The organism is Cupriavidus phytohabitans, assembly GCF_017815025.1.
Taxonomy (GTDB): Bacteria; Pseudomonadota; Gammaproteobacteria; order Burkholderiales; family Burkholderiaceae; genus Cupriavidus.
Genome location: NZ_JAGIQB010000024.1, coordinates 54115 through 70888, shown reverse-complemented (window position 1 = coordinate 70888; position 16774 = coordinate 54115). Strand labels below are relative to the sequence as shown.

The window sequence follows — 16774 nt, the reverse complement described above, 5'->3', positions numbered from 1 at the left end:
CGCGGCTCAGGCCGGCTCCAGCTCGCCGCGCAGCCCCCGCAACCGGTACTCGCCCGGCGCCACGCCGGTCCACTTCTTGAACGCGCGGTGGAATGTGCTCGGCTCCGAGAAGCCGAGCCGCAGCGCCACTTCCTGCAGCGTCATGCCGGGGTGCTCCAGCATGCCGATGGCGACATCGCGGCGCAGGCTGTCCTTGATGCTCTGGTAGCCGCGGCCCTCGTCGCGCAGCCGGCGGCGCAGCGTCTGCGGCGTCAGGCGCAGCATCCGCGCCATCTGCTCGAGCGAGGGCAGTTCGTCGTTCAGGTGCGAGCGCAGGTGCTGGCGGATGCGTTCGGCCAGGCAGCAGCTGTCGCGGTAGCGGATCAGCAGGTTGCGCGGCGCTTCCTGCAGGAAGGCGCGCAGGCTGTCGCCGTCCTGCATCACCGGCAGGCGCAGGCAGGCGGCATCGAAATGCAGCGCCGTGACCGGCTGGCCGTAGTGCACGGCGGTCTTGAACACGCGTTCGGTGTCGCTGCAGCCCTGCGGGCGTTCGTTGGCCAGGTCGACGCGCAGCAGCGGGATATGCTGCGCCACCAGCCAGCTCACCAGCGCATAGCCCTGGAACACAAAGGTCGATTCCGCGAAGCTGCGGCATGCGGAGGTTGGCGCGCGCCGCTGCAGCCGGATCGAGGCAACCCTGCCGTCGGCGCTGACATGCAGGCGCGGTGTAAAGGCATCGAGATGCAGCCGGTACAGGCGCATGGCGGCGTGGATCGCGTCTTCCAGCGTGGCGCAATGGATCATCGCCCGCGCCGTCTGGGCGAACGTGCCGGGCGGGACCGGCCGGTCCAGCAGCCCCCACAGCTCGTCGCGCATGACGCGGCGCAGCGTGCGGATCAGCGCCGCATACTGCCCCTGGGTCACACGCGCGCTGGGGGAGGCCAGCAGTGCCGGCGAAACGCCGGCGCGGCGCAGCAATGCGTCGACGTCGTGGCCGAGGCGGCGCGCACCCTGAAGGATGCGGTGCACGTGCTGGATGGCGACTGTGTGGCGTGCCGGGGCCTGCGCAGTCACGGCTGCCACGGTTCCCCCGGCTTGTGCCGAGCCGGGCAGGCGCGCGCTGGCGGGCACCGGACCCTGCGTCAGGGCGCCGGCAATGTGCAGCTTGCCCGGTACTGGCGGGCGCAGCGATGGCAGGACAGCGGTGTGCATGGGTCTCCTCGTCAGGTGACGCGCCGGCGCGGGCATTTCCGGTCTTTGCGCCACCTTATCAAGCGCCGGCTGCACCGCACAATCGGGATTTGCCAAAGCCTGCCTTTTGCCTGAACGATTCGGCCAATCATTTTGGCCCGTCTGGTCATTGTCCACGCACCGCAGCATCGCGCACTCTCCGGCTAATACAAGAACCGGCCCGCCAAGGCGGCCAGTACCGGGTGAGCCGGGGCCAGTGGCCCCAGCCGCCCCGGCAAAAAACCAAAGGAGACAACAGATGCAGGCAAATCGTCGTAGTGCGGATCTTCGCGATGCATTGAGGCGCTTCGGGGCAGGATTGCTGGCGGCGGCGGGCGTGGGGCTGCTGACCTCGGGCACGGCCTGGGCCGAGGCAGCCTTCCCGAACAAGACCGTGCGGCTGGTGGTGCCATACCCGGCCGGCGGCGCCACCGACGTGCTGGGGCGCGCGGTGGCGGACGGCCTGGGCAAGGCCTGGAAGCGCCCCGTGGTGGTGGAGAACCGCCCGGGCGCCAGCAGCATGATCGGCTCCGAAGCCGTGGCCCGCGCCGAGGCCGACGGCTATACCGCGCTGCTGACGATTACCACGCTGGTGCAGGCGCCCAGCCTCTACGCCAAGCCGCCGTTCGACCCGGTCAAGGATTTCGTGCCGGTGTCGGAGCTTGGCACCACCAACCTGGTCTTTGCCGTGCACAGCGCCGTGCCTGCCAACAACATCAAGGAATTCATCGAGCTGGTCCGCGCCAAGCCGAAGCAGTTCTCCTACGGCTCGTACGGCACCGGCTCGAGCGGCCACCTGTACGGCGAGATCTTCAAGGAGTCGGCCAAGCTCGACATGGTGCACGTCTCGTACAAGGGCGAGGCGCCGGAGCTGAACGACCTGCTCGGTGGCCAGGTGCCGGCCGCCATCATTTCCGTGATGGGCGCCAAGCCGCACAACGCCTCGGGCCGCCTGCGCGCGCTTGCCGTGACCGGCGCGGCGCGCTCGCCGCAACTGCCGGACGTGCCGACCTTCCGTGAAGCCGGCGTGGCCGGCATGGACGGCCAGGGCTGGTTCGGCCTGTTCCTGCCGGCGGCGACGCCGCGCGCGGTAGTCGACAAGTATGCCGCCGAGGTCAACCGCGTGCTGGCCCAGCCCGAGCTGCGCAAGCGCATGGGCGAAATGGGGATCGTGCTGACCGGCAGCACCCCCGACGCCTTTGCGCAGACCGTGCGGACCGACTACGCCCGCTGGGGCAAGGTGATCCGCGTCAACAACATCCGGCTGGACTGATTTTCCATATTCCGAATTGAACCGCTGACCTGCTGCAAATGAAGCCTGCTACAAGTACCAACCTGCCGTTCCAATCCCTGGCCCGGTCGCCGGCCTGGCCGCCAGGCTTGCCCGCCACGCTGCACACGCCGCGCACCAGCCTGTACTACAACGTCGAGGCCGCCGCGCGCCGCTATCCGGACAAGACCGCGATCCAGTACTTCGGCACCTCGATCTCGTACGCGCAGCTGCAGGACGAGATCGAGCGCATGGCCGGCTACCTGCAGCAGGCCTGCGGCATCCAGCCCGGCGACCGTGTGCTGCTGTTCAGCCAGAACTGCCCGCAGTTCATCATGGCCTACTACGCGATCCTGCGCGCCGAAGGCGTGGTGGTGCCGGCCAACCCGATGTGGCTGGAGGCCGAGCTGGCGCACGTGGTCTCCGACAGCGGCGCGGTCGCCGCCTTCGCCGGCAGCGAGCTGTACCAGTGCCTGTCGCCGCTGCATGGCCCGGCCCTGCGCCACGTGATCGTGCACGACTATGCCGGCATGCTGCGCGACGACGGCGGCCTGCCGGTGCCGGCATGGCTGCGCGAGCCAGCGCCGGCGCTGCGGGCGGCGCCATCCGGCGCGATGCCGGTGGCATGGGATGCCGCCAGCGCGGCCGGGCATCGCGCGCTGCCGCACCAGGCCGGCTTCGACACGCTGTGCATGCTGGCCTACACCTCGGGCACCACCGGCAACCCCAAGGGCTGCATGCATACGCACGGCACCATGATGACCGCCGCGGTCGGCTCGCAGATCTGGCGCAGCAGCACGCCCGAATCGGTGGTGCTGGCGGTGGCGCCGATGTTCCACCTGCTCGGCATGCAGAACTGCATGAATTCGCCGATCTACCTCGGCGCCACCGTGGTGCTGATGCCGCGCTGGGACCGGGCGCTGGCCGCCGACCTGATCGAGCGCTACCGCGCCTCGGTATGGGGCGCGCCGCCGGCCATGATGGTGGACTTCTTCTCCCAGCCCGGCATCGCGCAGCGCGACCTGTCGAGCCTGGCCTTCCTCGGCGGCGGCGGCGCCGCCATGCCCGACGCGGTCGCCAACATGTTGCAGGAGCGCTTCGGCCTGCCTTACGTCGAGGCCTACGGCATGACCGAGACCGCCTCGTTCCTGCTGTCCAACCCGCGCCACAAGCCCAAGCGCGAATGCCTGGGCATCGCCACCTTCGGCGTCGATGCGCGCGTGATCGACCCGCAGACCCTGGCAGAGCTGCCGCAAGGCCAGACCGGCGAGATCGTCGCGCATGGCGGCCAGGTGATGCAGGGCTACTGGCGCAACCCCGAAGCCAACGAGGCTTCGTTCGTCGAGCTCGACGGCAAGCGCTTCCTGCGCACCGGCGACCTGGGCTTCATGGACGAAGAGGGCTACTTCTTCATGCGCGACCGCCTCAAGCGCATGATTAACGCCTCCGGCTTCAAGGTCTGGCCCGCCGAGGTGGAGAACCTGCTGTATGGCCACCCGGCCATCCACGAGGCCTGCGTGATCGCCGCCCGCGACGAGCGCCGCGGCGAGACCGTCAAGGCGGTGATCGCGCTGCGCCCCGAGGCGCGCGGCACCGCCGAGGCCGATCCCGAACGCATCATGGCCTGGTGCCGTGAGCGGCTGGCCGCCTACAAGGTGCCGCGCATCGTCGAGTTCGTCGAGGCGCTGCCCAAGTCGGGCACCGGCAAGATCCAGTGGCGCGCCCTGCAGGAACGCGAGATGCAGGCCGAAGCCCCGCGCGCCTGAGCGCGCGGCGAAACACAGAACAAAGAGAGACACAGCATGCAGCAAAGCAGACGCAACTGGCTGGCGCAGGCCGGCACCCTGGCCGGCGCGGCCATCCTCGGCACCACCGGCCGGGCCTTCGCCCAGCAACCCTATCCGAGCAAGCCGATCCGCCTGATCGTGCCGTATCCCGCCGGCGGCGGCACCGATACCGTCGGCCGCCTGGTCGGCCAGCGCCTGGCCGAGATCCTGGGCCAGCCGGTGGTGGTGGAGAACAAGCCCGGTGCCAGCGGCATGCTCGGCAACGACACCGTCGCCAAGGCGCCGGCCGACGGCTACACGCTGCTGCTGGCGATCACGGCGATGATCCAGTCGCCCAGCCTGTACAAGCGCATGCCGTACGACGCGGCCAGGGACTTCACGCCGGTGTCGCTGATCGCCAAGTCCTCGGACCTGTTCGTCGTGCCCAACCGCGTGCCGGCCAGCAACATGCGAGAGTTCCTGGCGCTGGCCAAGTCCGGCAAGCTCAGCTACGGCTCCTACGGCAACGGCACCTCGTCGCACCTGCATGGCGAGCTGCTGCGCCAGCAGGCCGGCATCGACCTGGCCCATATCCCGTACAAGGGCGCCGCGCCGCTGATGAGCGACGTGCTCGGCGGGCAGGTGGATTCGGCCTTTGTCGACGTGACCTCGGCCAATCCCTACCTGGGCAGCAACAAGTTCAGGATCCTCGGCATCACCGGCAGCCAGCGTTACAAGGCGCTGCCCAATGTGCCGACCTTCGCCGAGCTGGGCCTGAAAGGGTTTGAACCCAACGGCTGGTTCGCGCTGTTCCTGCCCGCCGGCGCGCCGAAGGACGTGACCGCCAGGCTGGCGGCCGAGACCGCACGCATCGTGAAACTGCCCGAGGTTTCGCAGAAGCTGGCCGGCATGGGCCTGCAGCCGGTCGGCTCGACCCCGCAGGAGCTGGCCGAGGTGGTCAGCGGCGACATGCCCAAGTGGGCAAAGATCGTGCGCGACGCCAACATCCAGCTCGACTGAGCGGCACTGCCGGCCACGGCACCGCATACCGGAGTCTATCCATGGAAACCATCCGCTTTGCCATCGAAGACGGCATCGCCACCCTGACCCTGAACTACCCCGAGCGCAAGAACGCGCTGTCGATCCCGATGCGCGGCGAAATCGGCGAAGCCATCCGCCAGGTGCGTGCCGACGAGAGCGTGCGCGCGATGATCCTGACCGGCGCCGGCACCGACTTCTGCTCGGGCGGCGACATCAGCTCGATGCAGGTGGAGATCGACGCGCCGCAAGGCCGCCGCCGGCTCCAGCAGGCGCACGGCTGGCTGGAAGACCTGATCCAGCTCGACGTGCCGGTCATTGCCGCGGTCGACGGCGCGGCCTACGGTGCCGGCTTCAGCCTGGCGCTGACCGCCGACATCATCCTGGCCACGCCGCGGGCGCGTTTCGGGCTGCCGTTCCTGCGCATGGGCCTGATCCCCGACTGTGGCGTTTTCTACACATTGCCCCGGATGATCGGCGTGCAACGCGCCAAGGCGCTGATGTTCTCGATGCGCGAACTCGATGCCGAGGCCGCCCAAGACCTTGGCATTGTCATGGAAATCGTGCCGGAGGAAAGCCTGGCCGGCCGCGCGCAGGCGCTGGCGCGCGCCTTCACCGAGGCCTCGCCGGTCGCGGTGGGCCTGACCAAGCAGGCGCTGAACGCATCGCTCAACCAGGACCTGCACACCATGCTGGCGATGGAAGCGGACGGACAGGGCATCGCCTTCTCCACCGGCTACCGCCGCGAGGCTGCAGACCGCTTCATGGCCAAGCAGCCGCTGCGCTACCGCTGGCCTGGCTGAGCGCCGCTGCCATGCTGCTCTGCAGCATGGCGACCCATTGTTTACGTATACAGGCAGGCCACGCCAGGCGTCGCTTGCCACTGTCGATCACCCGTCTACCCTCGTATCCGCACACCTATGGCATCCCAACACCAACATGCGGCGCCCGCCGCACGCCAGACTCCCTGGATGACCGAAGACCTGGAAATGTTCCAGGACACCGTACGCCGCTTTATCGAGCGCGAGCTGGCGCCTAACGAAGCGCGCTGGGCCGCGCAGGGCTACATCGACCGCGAAGTGTGGCGCCGCGCCGGCCAGGCCGGCCTGCTGTGTGCCAGCATCCCGGAAGAATACGGCGGCGGCGGGGGCAACTTCGCGCATGAAGCCGTGATCACGCGCGAGATGGCGCGCGCCATCTTCACCAGCCTGGGCAACAACGTGCACAGCGGCATCGTGGCACATTACCTGCTCAACTACGGCACCGAAGCGCAGAAGAAGAAATGGCTGCCGCAGATGGCCAGCGGCGAGATGGTCGCGGCCATCGCCATGTCGGAACCTGGCGCCGGCTCGGACCTCAAATCGGTACGCACCCGCGCGGTGCGCGAAAAGACCGCCAATGGAGATTGCTATCGCATAAACGGTGCAAAGACGTTTATTACGAACGGTTACCACGCCGACCTCGTGTGCCTGGTCGCCAAGACCGATCCGGAAGCCGGCTCGCGCGGCGTCTCGCTGATCATGATCGAGACGCGCGACCTCGAGGGATTCCGCCGCGGCCGCATCCTGGAGAAGATCGGGCAGAAGGGCCAGGACACCGCCGAACTTTTCTTCGACGACGTGCTGGTGCCGTGCGAGAACCTGCTCGGCGAGCAGGAAGGGCAGGGTTTTTACCAACTGATGCAGCAGCTGCCGCAGGAGCGGATGATCATCGCGCTGGGCGCGACCGCATCGATGCAGCGCGCGATCGAGCTCACCACCGAATACGTGCGCGAGCGCAAGGTCTTCGGGCAGGCGCTGGCCGACCTGCAGAACACCCGCTTCCGCCTGGCCGAGTGCAAGACCGAGGCGACCATCGCCGCCACCTTCGTCGACGACTGCATGATGCGCCTGATGGCGGGTACGCTGGATGCCGCGACCGCCGCGATGGCCAAGTGGTGGTGCACGCAAAAGAATTGCGAGATCATCGACGAGTGCCTGCAGTTGCACGGCGGCTACGGCTACATGCTGGAATATCCGATCGCACGCATGTACGCCAACGCACGCGTCGGCAAGATCTACGGCGGCTCCAACGAGATCATGAAAGAGCTGGTGGCACGCACGCTCTGATGGCCGTGCGCAGTGCTTGCTGGCATCAGCACTGTGCGTATGCTGATGCGCGTCCGAGCTGATTCTGCAACCAACATAAAGGCCGGCACCTGTGCCGGCTTTTGTGTTTCCGGTTACAAAACCGGCTGTGCACGGATCTGCGGAAAGGTGTAAGGTGTGTCACAAGCATGGTCAATGGCCCGTCGCGCGCGGGGTGTGGCACCGAGTGGAAATATCAGCCAAAAGCTGACAGCGCCACCAGCGGAATCAGGCGATAAATGCAGCGTGGAATCAAGCGTTGCGTCGATGCAAGATTCGTCAACTCGGACTCCACCATCGCCGTTATTTGACTATGATGAAGTAAAGTCTTCGCAACATTCACCGGTCGTCAAGCCGGGGTGGCGAACCGCGGAACTTGCGAAGTCTTGAAGGGTAGAACTACCTTCGCCTCGGATGTGAACTCTGACGGGAGTGAGGTATGGACATTTTCGGCCATTACGCTACGCGCTTCGAAGCCCGCAAGGAAGAGGAATACAGCATCCAGGAGTACCTGGAGATCTGCAAGAAGGATCCCACTTCCTACGCGACCGCTGCCGAACGCATGCTCGCCGCGATCGGCCAGCCTGAACTGGTGGATACCCACCACGATCCGAGGCTGTCCCGGCTGTTCTTCAACAAGGTCATCCGGATCTATCCGGCCTTCCGCGATTTCTACGGCATGGAGGACACGATCGAGCAGATCGTCTCGTTCTTCAAGCACGCCGCGCAGGGCCTGGAAGAACGCAAGCAGATCCTGTATCTGCTCGGGCCTCCCGGCGGCGGCAAGTCGTCGCTTGCGGAGAAGCTCAAGGCGTTGATGGAACAGATCCCCATCTACGCGCTGAAAGGTTCGCCGATCCACGAGTCGCCCCTGGGTCTGTTCTCGCCGGAAGAAGACGGCAAGATCCTGGAAGAGGACTACGGTATCCCGATCCGCTACCTGAACACGATTGCCTCGCCATGGGCAGTCAAGCGCCTGCACGAGTTCAACGGCGACATCACCAGGTTCAAGGTGGTGAAGCTGCGCCCGTCGGTGCTGTCCCAGATCGCGATCTCGAAGACCGAGCCGGGCGACGAGAACAACCAGGACATCTCGTCGCTGGTGGGCAAGGTGGACATCCGCAAGCTCGAGGACTTCCCGCAGGACGATCCGGATGCGTACTCGTATTCCGGCGGCCTGTGCCTGGCCAACCGCGGCCTGCTCGAGTTCGTCGAAATGTTCAAGGCGCCGATCAAGGTGCTGCACCCGCTGCTGACCGCGACCCAGGAAGGCAACTACAAGGGCACGGAAGGCTTCGGCGCGATCCCGTTCGACGGCATCATCCTGGCGCACTCGAACGAGGCGGAGTGGACCACCTTCAAGTCGGACAAGAACAACGAGGCATTCCTGGACCGTATCTACATCGTCAAGGTGCCGTACGTGCTGCGTGTGTCCGACGAGGTGAAGATCTACGACAAGCTGCTGCGCTGCAGTTCACTGTCGGCGGCGCCGTGCGCGCCGAACACGCTGAAGATGATGGCGCAGTTCGCGGTGCTCACGCGCATCAAGGAGCCCGAGAATTCCAATATCTTCTCGAAGATGCGCGTCTATGACGGCGAGAGCCTGAAGGACGTGGACCCGAAAGCGAAGTCGTACCAGGAATACCGCGACTACGCCGGCATCGACGAGGGCATGAACGGGCTGTCGACGCGCTTCGCGTTCAAGGTCCTGTCCAAGGTCTTCAACTTCGACAACACCGAAGTGGCGGCCAACCCGGTGCACCTGCTATACGTGCTCGAGCAGCAGATCGAGCGCGAGCAGTTCCCGCCGGAGCAGGAAGCCAAGCTGCTGTCGTACATCAAGGAGTACCTGACCACGCCGTTCGTGGAGTTCATCGGCAAGGAGATCCAGACCGCTTACCTGGAGTCGTACTCCGAATATGGCCAGAACATCTTCGACCGCTATGTGGTATTTGCCGACCTGTGGATCCAGGACCAGGAATATCGAGATCCCAACACTGGCGAAATCCTCGACCGCAACGCGCTGAACGACGAGCTGGAGAAAGTGGAAAAGCCGGCGGGTATCTCGAACCCGAAGGACTTCCGCAACGAGATCGTCAACTTCGTGCTGCGGGCGCGTGCCAACAACGCGGGCAAGAACCCGGTCTGGACCAGCTATGAAAAGCTGCGGATGGTGATCGAAAAGCGCATGTTCTCCACCACGGAGGATCTGCTGCCGGTGATCTCGTTCAACGCCAAGTCTTCTCGCGAAGACCAGGACAAGCACGAGAACTTCGTCAACCGCATGGTCGAGAAGGGGTACACGCCCAAGCAAGTGAGACTTTTGGTGGAGTGGTATCTGCGCGTAAGAAAATCATCGTAACGGCGCCGCGGAAGCAGTCTCTCAACGAGGGCAACATATGGCTACGGTCATCGATCGGCGCGAGAACGGCGGCAACAAGAGTGCCGTCAACCAGCAACGCTTCATCAAGCGCTACCGCGAACAGATACGGCAGGCGGTGGCAAAGGCGGTGTCCGGCCGGAAGATCATGGACATCGAGCAGAGCGGCCAGGTGTCCATTCCGGTCAAGGACATCACCGAACCGATCTTCCACCACGGCCCGGGCGGCCGGCGCGAGTGGATTCACCCTGGCAACAAGAAGTTCGTCAAGGGTGATTCCTTCGACCGCCAGCAGCAGGGCGGTGGCGGGAGCGGTTCGCGGGCCAGCGACAGCGGCGAAGGCGAGGACGATTTCGTCTTCACGCTGTCGCGCGAGGATTTCCTCAATTTCTTCTTCGAGGACATGGCGCTGCCGGACCTGGCCAAGCGCCACCTTGCCAAGATCGCCGAAGTGCGCAAGGTGCGCGCCGGCTATTCCATTGACGGCACACCGTCCAACCTGTCGATCCTGCGCACCATGCGCAGCTCGATCGGGCGGCGCATCGCCTTGTCCAGCCCTTACCAGAAGCGCCTGCGCGACCTGGAGCTGGAGTATGCCGAGGCGCTGGACAAGGACGGCCCCTACGCCGAAGGCACGCTTGAACTGATGGAGAAGATGCGGCACCTGCGTGCCTGCATCGACCGCGTGCCTTTTATCGAGAAGCTCGACCTGCGCTACAACAACCGCGTGCTCAAGAAGCGCCCGCAGGCCCAGGCGGTGATGTTCTGCCTGATGGACGTGTCCGGCTCGATGGACGAGAGCCGCAAGGACCTGGCCAAGCGCTTCTTCATGCTGCTGTACCTGTTCCTGAAGCGCAACTACGAGCGTATCGACGTGGTGTTCATCCGGCATCACACGGTGGCCAAGGAGGTAGAAGAGGAAGACTTCTTCCACTCGCGCGAGTCCGGTGGTACCGTGGTGTCGAGCGCGCTGAAGCTGATGGTGGAAGTGGTCCATGACCGTTATCCGCCAAGCCAGTGGAACATCTACTGCGCGCAGGCCTCCGACGGCGACAACTGGGCCGGCGATTCCGAGCTGTGCGGCCGCCTGCTGCGCGAGTCGATCCTGCCGCTGGTGCAGTACTATGCATACGTGGAAGTGGCGTCCGAGGAGCCGCAGAACCTTTGGGAAGAGTATCTGACGGTCAAGAGCCAGTTCGAGCACTTTGCGATGCAGCGCATCATCGGCGCGGACGAGATCTACCCGGTGCTGCACGACCTGTTCCAGAAGCGGGCGGCTTAGTTGGGGCCTGCTGCCGCGGCAACCGGCAGCGAAGGCCGCAGTGAAGTCTGGTGGCAAGGCAACGCGGACCACGCGGCGCGCCAGTGCGCGCCTGCGCGGTCGGCGGCCTTGCCCGCAACAAGGGGCAAAGATGGCTTATCTGTCCACGGGTTCGGAATGGACCTTCGAGCTGGTCAACCGGTATGACCGCGAGATCGCCCGCATCGCCGGCGAATTCGGGCTGGATACCTACCCCAACCAGATCGAGATCATCACGGCCGAGCAGATGCTGGACGCCTACGCGTCGGCGGGCCTGCCGGTGGGCTACAACCACTGGTCCTACGGCAAGCACTTCCTGGCGTCGGAGCGCAGCTACCAGCGCGGCCACATGGGCCTGGCCTACGAGATCGTCATCAACTCCAATCCCTGCATCGCCTACCTGATGGAGGAGAACACCATGCCGATGCAGGCGCTGACGATCGCGCATGCCTGCTACGGCCACAATTCCTTCTTCAAGGGCAACTACCTGTTCCGCACCTGGACCAACGCGGACGCCATCGTCGATTACCTGCTGTTTGCCAAGAACTACGTGGCCGAGTGCGAGCAGCGCTACGGCGAACAGGAAGTGGAGTTGCTGCTCGACTCCTGCCACGCCTTGCAGAACTACGGCGTGGACCGCTACAAGCGGCCCAAGAAGCTCTCCATCACCGAAGAGAAGGCGCGCCAGGCCGATCGCGAGAACTACCTGCAGATGCAGGTCAACGACCTGTGGCGCACGCTGCCCAAGCACCGCCCGCATGCGCTGACGGCCGAGGACGAAACGCCGGAAATGACGTTCCCGCCGGAGCCGCAGGAGAACCTGCTGTACTTCATCGAGAAGAACGCGCCCAAGCTGGCGCCGTGGCAGCGCGAGATCGTGCGCATCGTGCGCAAGATCGCACAGTACTTCTACCCGCAGCGCCAGACCAAGGTGATGAACGAAGGGTGGGCAACGTTCTGGCACTACACCATCATCCACCAGCTCTACGAAGAAAAGCTGGTCAACGACGCCTTCATGATGGAGCTGCTGCAGGCCCATACCAACGTGATTTACCAGCCGCCGTACCACAGCCCCTACTACAGCGGGCTGAATCCATACACGGTGGGCTTCCTGATCTTCCAGGACCTGCGCCGCATGTGCGAGAACCCGACCGACGAGGACTACCGCTGGGCGCCGGAGATTGCGGGCAGCGACTGGCGCACGACGCTGGACTTTGCGATGCGCAACTTCAAGGACGAGAGCTTCCTGCTGCAGTTCCTGTCGCCGCGCGTGATCCGCGAACTGAAGCTTTTCTCGGTGCTTGACGACGACCGCGAGGGCAAGCTGCGCGTCACCGCCATCCACGACGACGAGGGCTATCGCGCGATCCGCCAGCTGATGGCGGCGCAGTATGACCTGTCGACCATGGAGCCCAATATCCAGGTCACCAATGTCGATATCGGCGGCGACCGCTCACTGACGCTGCGCCACCTGCAGAATGACCGCCGGCCGCTGGCGCACAACTTCGACGAAGTGGTGCGGCACCTGACGCGGCTGTGGGGCTTTACCGTGCGGCTGGAAGTAGCCTATGAGGACGGGCGCACCGAACTCAAGTACGAGTGCAAGCCGGAGCGCCGGCATCGCAAGCCGCACGGCGGCCTGAGCCTGGCCGCCTGAGCGCCTCATCCGCCGAGCAAGCGCGCGCGTTGCCTGAGTCAGGCAACGCGCGCGCTTGCACTTTTACTCGCACTCGCACCATCCGCGCACCAGTTCGACTGCGCGGCTGTCCGTGTCGGCGAACGCCGCCTCGCCCAGCACGCGGCTCCACCAGCGCTCCGACCCGTCCGCCACGCGCCAGGCATGCAGCCGGCGCGTGTAGAGCTGCAGGTCGTATTCCTCCGTGATCCCGATCGCGCCGTGCACCGCATGGGCGATGGCCGCCACCGGCGTGACGGCATCGCTGGCGCGCAGCTTGCCGATCGCGGCGCGCAGGCGGCCGGGCTGCCCGGTGCTGCTGTCGCAGGCGAGCTGCGCCGCCACGCGCGCTGCCGCCACGTGCTCGGCCATCTCGCTGACCTGGTGCTGGATCGCCTGGAACTTGCCGATGGCGCGGCCGAACTGCTGGCGGTCGTTGGCGTACTGCAGCGTCAGGTCGAGCACCCGCGACAGCGCCCCGGCCAGCTGCACCGCGTGCAGGCAGGCGCCGAGGGAGCGCAGCGTGCCCGGCGCCAGGCGGAACGCAGCCGGCGTGTCCGCGTCCGGGCGCGGCACCCGCAAAGTCAGGTCGGCGTGCGCGCCGGTGGGCTCGGCGCGCGCGTCGGCCGCCGGCAGTAGCAGGCAACGCTCGCCGTCCTGCACCAGGAACCACTGGGCATGGCGCGCGTCGGCGACGAGCGCCGCGGGCGCGCCCTCGTCGAATCCCGCCAGGGCGATGGGTCCGTCGGGCAGGTCGATACCATGCGCGTGCAGCACGGCGCGGGCGAAGATGGTTTGCGCCAGCGGCAGCGGCAGGACATGGCGGCCGGTGACGAACAGCACCGGGGCCAGTTCAGGCAGCGGCAGCGCGGCGCCCCCGGCGGCCTCGGGCAGCAGGCAGTCGGCAAAGCCGCTGCCGCGCAGCGTTTGCCACAAAGGACAGGGATCGGCCTGCCGTTCCAGCGCGCGGACCGTGGCGGGCGTGCAGCAATCGCGCAGCAGCGCGTCGAGGGCGTCGGAGTAAGCGTTATGCATGATGGGTCTCGTCGGGGTGCAGGGCGTCGGGGCGGTGCGGCAGCGCTTCAGCGCAGGCCGAGGCCGCGCGCGATCATGCCGCGCAGGATCTCGCGCGTGCCGCCGCGCAGCGAATACGACGGGGCGATCTGCGTGACGTAGGCCAGCGTGCGGTACAGCGCGCCGTCGGCGGCCAGTGCCGGTTCGTCGCCCAGCGCCGCTTCCACCAGCGCCGGCACCAATTGCTCGAAGGTCGTGCCCAGGTCCTTGACCAGCGCGGCCTCGACCACCGGGCTTTCACCGGCCGCCAGGCGCGCGGTCACCGCCAGCGACATCGCGCGCAGCACCGCCAGGTGCCCCGCGAGGCGGCCCGCGGTCACCGTGTCGCGCCGTGCCGGCGGCAGGCGGCGCATGGCGTCAAGCCAGGTGTCGAGCAGCACCACGCTGGAGTACAGCCGCTCGGGGCCGCTGCGCTCGAACGCGAGTTCGGCGTTGACCTGCTCCCAGCCGCTGCCTTCCTGCCCAACCAGCGCATCCTGGGCCAGCACGACGTCGTCGAAGGTGACCTCGGAGAAGTGCGCGTCGCCCGCCAGGTCGTGGATCGGCCGCACCGAGACGCCGGGCGCGTGCAGGTCGACGATGAACTGCGACAGGCCCGACTGGCGGTCCTGCGGCGTGCCGGAGGTGCGCACCAGCGCGATCATGAAATGGCAGCGGTCGGCGTTGGTCGTCCAGATCTTGCGGCCGCCCAGGCGCCAGGTGCCATCAGGCTGACGCATGGCGCGTGTCGTCACGCTGGCGAGGTCGGAGCCGGAGTTCGGCTCGCTCATGCCGATGCAGAAGAACGCCTCGCCCCGGCAAATTGCGGGCAGGTAGCGCGCTTTCTGCGCGTCGTTGCCGTAGCGCAGGATCAGCGGGCCGCTCTGGCGGTCGGCGATCCAGTGCGCCGACACCGGCGCCCCGCGGGCCAGCAGCTCCTCCACCAGCACGAAGCGTGAGTAAGGATCGAGGCCGGCGCCGCCATATTGCGCCGGCAGCGTGATGCCGACCCAGCCGCGCGCCGCCAGTGCGCGGCTGAACGCCGCATCGAACCCCATCCACGAGCGCGCGCGGGTTTCCGGCGGCAGGGCGGGCAGGTGCTCGTCAAGAAAGGCGCGTACCTCGGCGCGGAACGCGAGCGCGTGCGGCGGCAGGGGCGTCAGGTCGAAGGTGGAAAGCAAGGCGGTCACGGTGAAGTCCGGTAGCTGTGGCACGCGAGCCCCGGCGGAACGCGGCTGCTGCTGCCTTGCATTCCGGATGGCTCAGGGTGGGCCACAGCGTAGTTCACGCGTCGAGCGCCAGTCCAATATTGATTTATTGGGAAGCGATACCGATTCGATATGGAGGTGCCGCCGCCCGGGGCGCCCGGGATCGCTGCCAGGGCTTCAGGCCGTTCCCGATCGCGGCGCACGCGGCCGGGCCGCCGAGGTCACGCCGCCGCGGTCGAGATTGACACCCGGCAGCAGGTGCAGCAGGCGCACCAGCTCGGACTGGCGATGCGTGCCGGTCTTGCGCAGCGTATCGCGAATATGCACGCGCACTGTATGTGGCGACAGGAACTCGCGCTCGGCGATTTCATTCAGCGTCTCGCCGGCCGCGAGCCGGATGGCGATGATGCTTTCCTTGCGCGACAGCCCGAACAGCGAGGTCAGCACGCCCGCATCGAGCACCGAACGCGATTCCGAATTGCCGAACAGCATCATCGCGGCCGGCAATTGCCACGGGCCTTCCACCGGCTGGCGCGAAACCAGCGGCGTGACGATGATCGGCACCGGCTGCCCGCCGGAGGTGATGTGCATCCAGGAGCCCGAGGCGGCTTCGGCGCCGCGGCCGCGCACCGCGCCGTCGAGCAGCTTGCGCAGCACTGCCTGCAGCGTGTCGCTGTGGGCGCGCAGCACGCCGTCCTGCAGCGAGAGGTGGCTGTCAGCCTGAACCAGCGCCTCGGCCCAGCTGTTGGCGTAGCGCACGCGCAGATCGGCCTGCAGCACCATCACGCCAAAGTCCAGGGTATCGAGGCCGGCCAGGCCAAGGCTGGCCAGCCCGCTCAGCTCGAAATTGCGTTGCTGCATGCGCGCGGCGCGCACCCAATGCGGCATGACGTGGGCCAGGCGCCGCTCGCGCTGGCCGGCGCTGATGGTGCCCGCGCTGGTGCCGCTCATCAGCACGCAGACTTCGGCGTTCTCGATCAGGCGGATGCCTTGTTCGAGTCCGCTGCAGGCCAGCGTGGCCGCCGGACTCGCGGCCACGGCGCCATCGTGCGAGGCGGCATGCATGGGCGTGCAGCCGGCACTGTCAGGCGTGTCGGCCTGCGCGCAGCAGGGGGCGCCGGCGTGGGGCAGGTCGAGCGGACTGGGCAGCCATTCGGGAACGCTGGCGCCGTTGGTGAAGCAGCCGTGGGGCGTGACGCCCAGGCGCGCATGGCGGGCGAGCTTGTCCCAGATCAGGTAGCGCGGGCTGCCGGTGGAGGTGTATCGGGAAAAGAGGTCCAGGGCCGCGGGCATTGCCGCAACGTCCAGCGCGGACTCGTAGATCGAGTCGACCAGACGATGGAAATCCTCGTCCGCAGTCGGGTGTTCGCCCATGTTCACATTTCCCCCGGTGGCAAACGCCTCTTGCTTCGTGCCACGGCAAATGGCCACTTCCTTTTGTGTTATCGGTGCCGCTCTGGCGTTCTGTACATGCGCTGATGCGGCTGTTGCAGCTGTCCCGCGATGTCTCATGGCTGCGCTAAGGCAATCATGCCAAACAATGTTGTTTGTTTTGTCCCCCGTGTCGGGAGGGAAAACACGGATTGCAGACGTAGCGCATGGCTGGAGGCCGCGCCAATTGCTGCTTTGCAGCGAAAGCGGGGCAATCACAGCCTCGATATGGCGGGCGTATGGGAATGCACGTGACGAGAGCGTCAAATTTTCAGCACGGAATTAGTCCCGGGCGTTTCACAGACGCCACATGTGTCC

General features: G+C 66.5%; 12 protein-coding genes. 8 read left to right on the top strand and 4 right to left on the bottom strand.

The window, feature by feature from the left end; translation table 11 throughout:
• Window positions 1-6 precede the first annotated feature (6 nt).
• Complete coding sequence (locus J8I34_RS17920; RefSeq protein WP_209775329.1) at window positions 7-1191, bottom strand: AraC family transcriptional regulator; 1185 nt, start codon at window positions 1189-1191, stop codon at window positions 7-9.
• A 277-nt stretch (window positions 1192-1468) separates the two neighbouring features.
• On the opposite strand from J8I34_RS17920, the gene J8I34_RS17915 reads away from it, so the two are divergent.
• The 8 genes from J8I34_RS17915 to J8I34_RS17880 all read left to right on the top strand — a co-directional run bounded on the left by J8I34_RS17915 (window position 1469) and on the right by J8I34_RS17880 (window position 12746).
• The gene (locus tag J8I34_RS17915) at window positions 1469-2482 is read left to right on the top strand and encodes a Bug family tripartite tricarboxylate transporter substrate binding protein (protein ID WP_209775328.1); all 1014 of its coding nucleotides are present in this window, start codon (window positions 1469-1471) and stop codon (window positions 2480-2482) included.
• 38 nt (window positions 2483-2520) lie between these two features.
• Entirely contained in the window at window positions 2521-4245 is a 1725-nt protein-coding gene (locus J8I34_RS17910) for a long-chain fatty acid--CoA ligase (RefSeq protein WP_209806622.1), read from the top strand.
• 36 nt (window positions 4246-4281) lie between these two features.
• Window positions 4282-5265 carry a Bug family tripartite tricarboxylate transporter substrate binding protein gene (locus tag J8I34_RS17905; RefSeq protein WP_209806620.1) on the top strand — a complete coding sequence of 328 codons (984 nt, stop codon included), beginning with the start codon at window positions 4282-4284 and terminating at the stop codon, window positions 5263-5265.
• 41 nt (window positions 5266-5306) lie between these two features.
• Window positions 5307-6086 (top strand): enoyl-CoA hydratase/isomerase family protein, encoded by a 780-nt coding sequence (locus J8I34_RS17900; protein ID WP_209806618.1) that lies wholly within the window; start codon window positions 5307-5309, stop codon window positions 6084-6086.
• Between the two features lie 117 nt (window positions 6087-6203).
• Complete coding sequence (locus tag J8I34_RS17895) at window positions 6204-7391, top strand: acyl-CoA dehydrogenase family protein (protein ID WP_029047276.1); 1188 nt, start codon at window positions 6204-6206, stop codon at window positions 7389-7391.
• Between the two features lie 457 nt (window positions 7392-7848).
• Complete coding sequence (locus tag J8I34_RS17890) at window positions 7849-9771, top strand: PrkA family serine protein kinase (protein ID WP_209806616.1); 1923 nt, start codon at window positions 7849-7851, stop codon at window positions 9769-9771.
• Between the two features lie 37 nt (window positions 9772-9808).
• Window positions 9809-11071, top strand: coding sequence for a YeaH/YhbH family protein (locus tag J8I34_RS17885; RefSeq protein WP_029047274.1), 1263 nt, complete (start codon window positions 9809-9811; stop codon window positions 11069-11071).
• Between the two features lie 130 nt (window positions 11072-11201).
• Window positions 11202-12746 (top strand): SpoVR family protein, encoded by a 1545-nt coding sequence (locus J8I34_RS17880; RefSeq protein ID WP_029047273.1) that lies wholly within the window; start codon window positions 11202-11204, stop codon window positions 12744-12746.
• 63 nt (window positions 12747-12809) lie between these two features.
• On the opposite strand, the gene J8I34_RS17875 is transcribed toward J8I34_RS17880, so the two are convergent.
• The 3 genes from J8I34_RS17875 to J8I34_RS17865 all read right to left on the bottom strand — a co-directional run bounded on the left by J8I34_RS17875 (window position 12810) and on the right by J8I34_RS17865 (window position 16399).
• Window positions 12810-13799, bottom strand: a complete 990-nt coding sequence (locus tag J8I34_RS17875) for an acyl-CoA dehydrogenase family protein (protein WP_209806615.1) — start codon at window positions 13797-13799, stop codon at window positions 12810-12812.
• A gap of 47 nt (window positions 13800-13846) precedes the next feature.
• A complete protein-coding gene (locus J8I34_RS17870; RefSeq protein WP_209806642.1) occupies window positions 13847-15007 on the bottom strand; it encodes an acyl-CoA dehydrogenase family protein in 1161 nt (386 codons plus the stop codon).
• Window positions 15008-15202: 195 nt separating this feature from the next.
• Window positions 15203-16399 carry a helix-turn-helix transcriptional regulator gene (locus J8I34_RS17865; protein WP_209806613.1) on the bottom strand — a complete coding sequence of 399 codons (1197 nt, stop codon included), beginning with the start codon at window positions 16397-16399 and terminating at the stop codon, window positions 15203-15205.
• Window positions 16400-16774: the final 375 nt, after the last annotated feature.

Excerpts from the sequence above, each read along its gene's own strand:
- J8I34_RS17920 (WP_209775329.1), bottom strand. The coding sequence starts at position 1,191 with ATGCACACCGCTGTCCTGCCATCGCTGCGCCCGCCAGTACCGGGCAAG.
- J8I34_RS17915 (WP_209775328.1), top strand. The coding sequence starts at position 1,469 with ATGCAGGCAAATCGTCGTAGTGCGGATCTTCGCGATGCATTGAGGCGC.
- J8I34_RS17910 (WP_209806622.1), top strand. The coding sequence starts at position 2,521 with ATGAAGCCTGCTACAAGTACCAACCTGCCGTTCCAATCCCTGGCCCGG.
- J8I34_RS17905 (WP_209806620.1), top strand. The coding sequence starts at position 4,282 with ATGCAGCAAAGCAGACGCAACTGGCTGGCGCAGGCCGGCACCCTGGCC.
- J8I34_RS17900 (WP_209806618.1), top strand. The coding sequence starts at position 5,307 with ATGGAAACCATCCGCTTTGCCATCGAAGACGGCATCGCCACCCTGACC.
- J8I34_RS17895 (WP_029047276.1), top strand. The coding sequence starts at position 6,204 with ATGGCATCCCAACACCAACATGCGGCGCCCGCCGCACGCCAGACTCCC.
- J8I34_RS17890 (WP_209806616.1), top strand. The coding sequence starts at position 7,849 with ATGGACATTTTCGGCCATTACGCTACGCGCTTCGAAGCCCGCAAGGAA.
- J8I34_RS17885 (WP_029047274.1), top strand. The coding sequence starts at position 9,809 with ATGGCTACGGTCATCGATCGGCGCGAGAACGGCGGCAACAAGAGTGCC.
- J8I34_RS17880 (WP_029047273.1), top strand. The coding sequence starts at position 11,202 with ATGGCTTATCTGTCCACGGGTTCGGAATGGACCTTCGAGCTGGTCAAC.
- J8I34_RS17875 (WP_209806615.1), bottom strand. The coding sequence starts at position 13,799 with ATGCATAACGCTTACTCCGACGCCCTCGACGCGCTGCTGCGCGATTGC.
- J8I34_RS17865 (WP_209806613.1), bottom strand. The coding sequence starts at position 16,399 with ATGGGCGAACACCCGACTGCGGACGAGGATTTCCATCGTCTGGTCGAC.